Source organism: Robinsoniella sp., from assembly GCF_034124845.1.
Map to the genome: position 1 here is coordinate 1 of NZ_JAWYAJ010000597.1, position 4,489 is coordinate 4,489.

General features: G+C 41.1%; 5 protein-coding genes. All 5 read right to left on the reverse strand.

What is annotated here, in order from left to right; translation table 11 throughout:
- Nucleotides 1-135: 135 nt before the first annotated feature.
- A complete protein-coding gene (locus tag ACH2DQ_RS29285; protein WP_394911178.1) occupies nt 136-546 on the reverse strand; it encodes a GerW family sporulation protein in 411 nt (136 codons plus the stop codon).
- A gap of 13 nt (nt 547-559) precedes the next feature.
- Nucleotides 560-1,618 carry a DUF2953 domain-containing protein gene (locus ACH2DQ_RS29290; RefSeq protein WP_394911177.1) on the reverse strand — a complete coding sequence of 353 codons (1,059 nt, stop codon included), beginning with the start codon at nt 1,616-1,618 and terminating at the stop codon, nt 560-562.
- Nucleotides 1,619-1,631: 13 nt separating this feature from the next.
- Nucleotides 1,632-1,961: a hypothetical protein gene (locus ACH2DQ_RS29295; protein ID WP_394911176.1), complete on the reverse strand. Its 330-nt coding sequence runs from the start codon at nt 1,959-1,961 to the stop codon at nt 1,632-1,634.
- 78 nt (nt 1,962-2,039) lie between these two features.
- Nucleotides 2,040-3,542 (reverse strand): polyphosphate:AMP phosphotransferase, encoded by a 1,503-nt coding sequence (pap, locus tag ACH2DQ_RS29300; protein ID WP_394911175.1) that lies wholly within the window; start codon nt 3,540-3,542, stop codon nt 2,040-2,042.
- Between the two features lie 256 nt (nt 3,543-3,798).
- Nucleotides 3,799-4,251, reverse strand: coding sequence for an NUDIX hydrolase (locus tag ACH2DQ_RS29305; protein WP_027293978.1), 453 nt, complete (start codon nt 4,249-4,251; stop codon nt 3,799-3,801).
- Between the last annotated feature and the right edge of the window lie 238 nt (nt 4,252-4,489).

The window sequence follows — 4,489 nt, forward strand, 5'->3', positions numbered from 1 at the left end:
GCGTTTGGCATGCATAGCGCTAACAGCATCCCAACTGCTATCCAAAACAGTGTATAACCAACAATCCGTTTCATAACCGTCCACCTGCATATCTCTTTTCTATATCATATGCAGGAACCAACGATTTAACACTTTTTATTCTTCTACTGTGTCAGTTTCCGGTGCGTCTGTATCTGCTTTCCCGGAAACACCTGCAGTATCTGTATCTGTCTTGCCGGAAGCAAATTTATTTACAAAATCAGGCACCATATCCAGAATCTTGGTAAGACCATCCTGATTCTTCACATTGACTAGTTTTGTAGTACCATTTTGTATCACAAGTACTGCACTTGGGGACATCTTTCCTCCCATTGCTCCGCCGCCATTATTTTTGGCATCTCCGGAAAGGGCACCTGCAGCAACTCCAAATGAAACATCTACCAGGGGAAGAATTATGGTATCACCTACTGACATTGCATCTCCCACTACTGTTTTTGTATTGATAAAGCTGTCCATCCCCTTGAATAATGAATCTACGGTTGTCTGAAAATTATTGTCTGAAGCCATGTTTATTTCCTCCTTATTGTCTAATACGTTTTAGGAACTTTTTGGTATTTTTATCTTTAAAGATTTTCCATCCTGATTTCAGAAGATGGATTGCGCGGATATGCCCGCGAATCACTACATGACCCTCATAGATGGATTTATCAAAATCAGGATAAACCTGAATTTTGGTGGAATAAATCGGCAGAATCAATCCGGCTATTCCCAGAATCTGCCCTGTTGTTGCCGGATCTCCGGTGCCAAAGCGAATATAGCCTTTTGCATTCCTGGGCTTAAAATGCTTCAACAGATACAGAAATTCTGTCCGGGAACTTCCAAACAGTAACTTCGTTTCTTCTGCACGGATGATTTCCAGATATTTATGCACCTGCCCTTTTACATGGGTAAGTTTATAAATTATATTACGGATTACTTTTGGAATTCCCTTTAAGATATTCCAGATTTTCTTTATCACATCCAATATCTTACCTACTGCAGATTTTATTTTTCCAAAGACATTGCTTCGCTGCGTCTGATCTGCTTTCTCTGTATGATCCGAACTTTCCTTTTTCTCTATCCGGCTGCTTTCTCCGGTATGCTTCGTTTCTTCTTTATGCTCTGTTCTTACCTGTTCGGTCAGATCTAACAGGCTGCCGTCTCCGGTCACTTTTTCTTCTGCCTTTGAAGAGTCTGCCGCTTCCGCTCCCTGCACCCTTTCCTCAATCGAGCGGGATGCCTGCTCATTCCGCTGTTCTTCTGTACCTGTACTGTCTTTGCTCTTATCTCCTGACTTTTCTTTTCTCTGCTTTTTGAATTTTATAATTTTCTTTAAAACTCTGAATTTTTCCACCGGTATTCCAAAAAGCCTGATCTCATATCTGGGTTTGCCCTCTTTATATTCTGCCATCACTGTCAAGATATGAAGCAGATAACTGGCTTTCCCCTGTCCATAGAGAATATCACCTTCTCTTTGAAGCGTTAAACGGTATCGCAAAGGCACAAAAACCACCGCCAGGAGAACCAGAAGTAACAGTGCCAAAATGACTGCCAGTATGATACCTATAATCTTAAGTATTACCAAAATGATATGTAGCATATTCTCACACCTGTCAATTTCTTTCTTTTCTCTCCTTACGGGCTAAATATTGGCGTACCTGAAAACTGCCGGTTTCTTTATAGACCTCCAGAGCAATATTCAGGGCTAACTGAACTGCTTCATCATAGCCGCATGCAATCCCTACAATCAAAGGGCAGTTACGCCTTACTGCCTTTTGCATCAGGACGGCGGATGAAACGATATCAAATAAATCAGTCCCATTGGCGGCCAGTGTAACCACATACACATCAACCAGGCCTGCATTATGATTTATTTTCCATATTATTTTCTTTTTTTTCTTTCTTGCTGTTTCGCCTATATATAGATTTTGATACCATTTCATCTTTTTTATTCCTGACCTTGCTTTTTTATTTTACTTTATGCATGATTCAAGCACTTTTTAGGATAATATCAGGCACTTTTACTTAATGCGTGATTCAAGCGCTTCTACGATGGTCTCAAGGACTTTTATCCGGGCATAGTATTTGCAGTTTCCTTCTACAATGATCCAGGGGGCATACGTTGTGGATGTGCGGATTAACATCTCATCCACTGCCGCCTCATAAGCATCCCATTTTTCCCGATTGCGCCAGTCTTCGTCTGTAATTTTCCACTGCTTCTCCGGATTTTCCATGCGTTCTTTGAACCTGCGTTCCTGTTCTTCTTTATCAATCTGCATCCAAAATTTTAGCACAACTGCACCACTGTGCGCAAGGGTAGCCTCTAAATCATTAATTTCTTTATATGCCCGTTTCCATTCCTGGGTGCTGCAAAAACCTTCAATCCGCTCTACCATCACTCTTCCATACCAGGTTCTGTCATAGAGAGCAATGTGTCCGGCCTTGGGAAATGTCTGCCAGAAGCGCCACAGATAGTGATGTGCTTTTTCAATATCGTTTGGCGCTGCTGTTGGATTCACCTCATAGCCTCTCGGGTCCAGACACTGCGTCACCCGCTTGATGGCTCCGCCTTTTCCACCCGCATCCCATCCTTCAAATCCCAAAATAACAGGTATCCGCCTGCGGTATAATTCACTGTGCAGCAAAGCCAGTTTCTTCTGCAGTTCATCCAGCCTTTCCTTATACTCTTCCTTTGTATACGTCAAAGAGAGATCCACACTGCTTAACACCGATGAGTGAAAGCCTGATTTGGTTTCATCCACTTCTTTGTTCTCCAGCTTTTCTTCTTCCCTAGCAAGCCGTTCCAGCTCTTTTTGATTCGCAACCCGCTTTTCCAGACAGTTTACTACAGTCGTGATGATTTTAACCGCTGCGTACTCTCGGTCCATAGCCTCTATAATTGTCCATGGCGCAAAGTCCGTATCTGTTTTCTGAAGCATTTCCTCATTCATCATTTTGTATTCTTCAAAATGTTTATTTCTTTTTAAGTCACCTTTGGAAACCTTCCATGCCGTTTCTTTCGATTCCAGCATTTTATCGAAACGCTTCTTCTGCTCCTTTTTCGTAATGTCCAGGAAAAACTTAATCATAACATTTCCGCCGTCGGTCAGCTGCTGTTCAAAAGAAACAATCTCATTATAAGCATGTCCCAGCTGCTTTTCTGTAGTCACCTTATCAAAACGGTCGATCAAAACACGCCTGTACCAGCTTCTGTCAAAAATAGCAATCCGTCCGTTTTCCGGTGTCTTAGTCCAGAAACGCCATAAAAATGGACGCAGCTGTTCATCATCAGATTCCCCATTGATAGCATATACGTTAAATCCCCTGGGGTCAAGCGGCTGAATCAGCTGATTGATCAGGGTTCCTTTTCCTGCTGCACCAAATCCTTCAAAAACGATAATAACCGGAATCTTTAAGTTCCTGCACTCTCTCTGCAAAGTTCCAAGCTTTCCGGAGAGCTCTTCCATGGTTTGCTTAAATTCTTTTTTCCCCATCTTCTTTGTCAGATCAATCTTCTCCAGCATATATTGCTCCTTTCCAGGCAGCCTCTGCGCCTCTGGTATATATTACTAACTATTTTATATTTTAACAGATTTCTTAAAATAATTCATCTTATTAGAGGAAATTTAAGAAATATTTCAGACACAGGCCCACCCAGTCCATAATGAACGTAAAGGAAAAGAAAAGAAAAAGAAAGAAGATACACATTCGTATCTTCTTATCATCCCAGAGCCTGTTTGAAAATCAGCGAAAATGTCAAAAATAATTTTCAAACATGCTCTAAAAATATTTGCGACTTCCCCAAAGATTCGACTTCTTCAAGTCTAAATATTCGTTATATGCTTTTTCCAGGATTATTCTTTCATTGGCAAATTTTAAAAGATGATATGCTTCATGAAATTTATAATACCCGGAATCCACAAAATATTCTTCGCGCTGCGGTTTACTGTAATAGCTGTCGGACATCATTAAATACCAATGAACATCCTTTGCTACTGTGTCTTCCGGCACATTAAAGGTATATTGACTTTTACCAATATATTTAATAATTGATGCTTTGGCTCCCGTTTCCTCCAATACTTCTCTTATTGCTGTATCCTTATACTCCTCGCCAGCTTCTACAGTTCCTTTAGGCAACACCCATCCTTCATACTTATTCTTGTAACTTTTGTATAAAAGAAGTATCTTACCACGAAATATTACCACACCGCCACAGCTCGTTGCTTCGACCATTGCAATCCCTCCTGTTATGCGTTGTGCACTCCTAACTGGTTTTAGTATAACTCTTTTTTTTAAATCATGCAACCTTAATTATTGGTCATATTCATACCGTTATTATAGTAGGCATCGAATACAGCCTGTGCAATTGGCACTGCTGCAGAGCTTCCGGTACCGCCGTCTTCTGCTATGACACTGACCACAATATCAGGACTGCTGACATTTGAGAACCCTACGAACCAGGAATGAGTTC